At 68.7% G+C, this 977-nt stretch carries 1 protein-coding gene; it reads right to left on the bottom strand.

The window, feature by feature from the left end:
* Positions 1-53 precede the first annotated feature (53 nt).
* Positions 54-737: an IS110 family transposase gene (locus tag ACFQS1_RS40490; RefSeq protein ID WP_378978390.1), complete on the bottom strand. Its 684-nt coding sequence runs from the start codon at positions 735-737 to the stop codon at positions 54-56.
* Positions 738-977: the final 240 nt, after the last annotated feature.

Consider the following 977-nt stretch of genomic DNA (forward strand, 5'->3'; position numbering starts at 1 on the left):
GGTGTCGGCGCCGACGCCGTTGGCCTCGAGCAGGTCGGGGTTGATCGCGGCGATCAACGGCTGGAGTAGGTCGTCGAGTTCGGTGATCTCGGTGGACAGGTGCTGGTGGCGGCGGGCCAGCGACCGCAGGGCGATTTGGTGGCGGTGGCGGGGCTGGCGGTGTCGGCACGGTCGGGTCGCAGGTTCGCGCAGGTGGCGATGAGTTTGTTGGTGGGCAGGCCGCGGAGCTGGGTGCGTAGCTGGTCGCCGGCGGTGACGATCAGAGACTTGATCTGGCGTTGGGTGTCGGCGCGCTGGCTGACGGCGCTGCGCCGGGCTACCCGCAGGTTGCGCAGGGCTTCCACGTGGCCGTCACGCTGCTTGGGCAGGCCGATGCGTTCGCCGGCCAGAACGGCCTTCGCCGCCGCGATGGCGTCGATCGGGTCGGACTTGCCCTGCAACCGGCGGGTCTTACGGTTCGGCCGGTCGACCTCGATCACCTCGACGGCCTCGTCGCGCAGCCGGCGGCCGAGTCCGGCACCGTAGGCGCCGGTGCCCTCGACACCGATGCGCCACAGCCGCCCGAACCCGCGCATCCAGGCCAGCAGCGCCTGGTAGCCGGCGGGCGTGGCCGGGAACTGCTCGGTACCCAGGACCCGGCCGACCAGGTCGAGCACCGCCGCGGTGTGGGTGTCCTGATGCGTGTCGACACCACCAACGACGTCGTAGCGGGCGGGGTCGGGTGTAATAGAGAGCATCGTCGTCCTGTCGTTCGTGACTGTGGGCAGGGCGGCACGCACCAGCCGGGCAACGCGGACAAGACAGAGATGGGGCCTCTGGCCAGGCTCCTATGAAGTCACAACGCCACGTCCAGTGAGTGCACGAGCACCTCCCAGCCGAGGCCGACAAATCCCGTTAAAGACCCGAAGCCAGTAAGCAGAAGGGTCAGACCCCGGCGGGAGGTGCTCATGAACATCATCTCTGTAAGCAGAGCAAAG

The organism is Paractinoplanes rhizophilus (genome assembly GCF_042664765.1).
In the GTDB taxonomy this organism is placed as follows: domain Bacteria; phylum Actinomycetota; class Actinomycetes; order Mycobacteriales; family Micromonosporaceae; genus Actinoplanes; species Actinoplanes rhizophilus.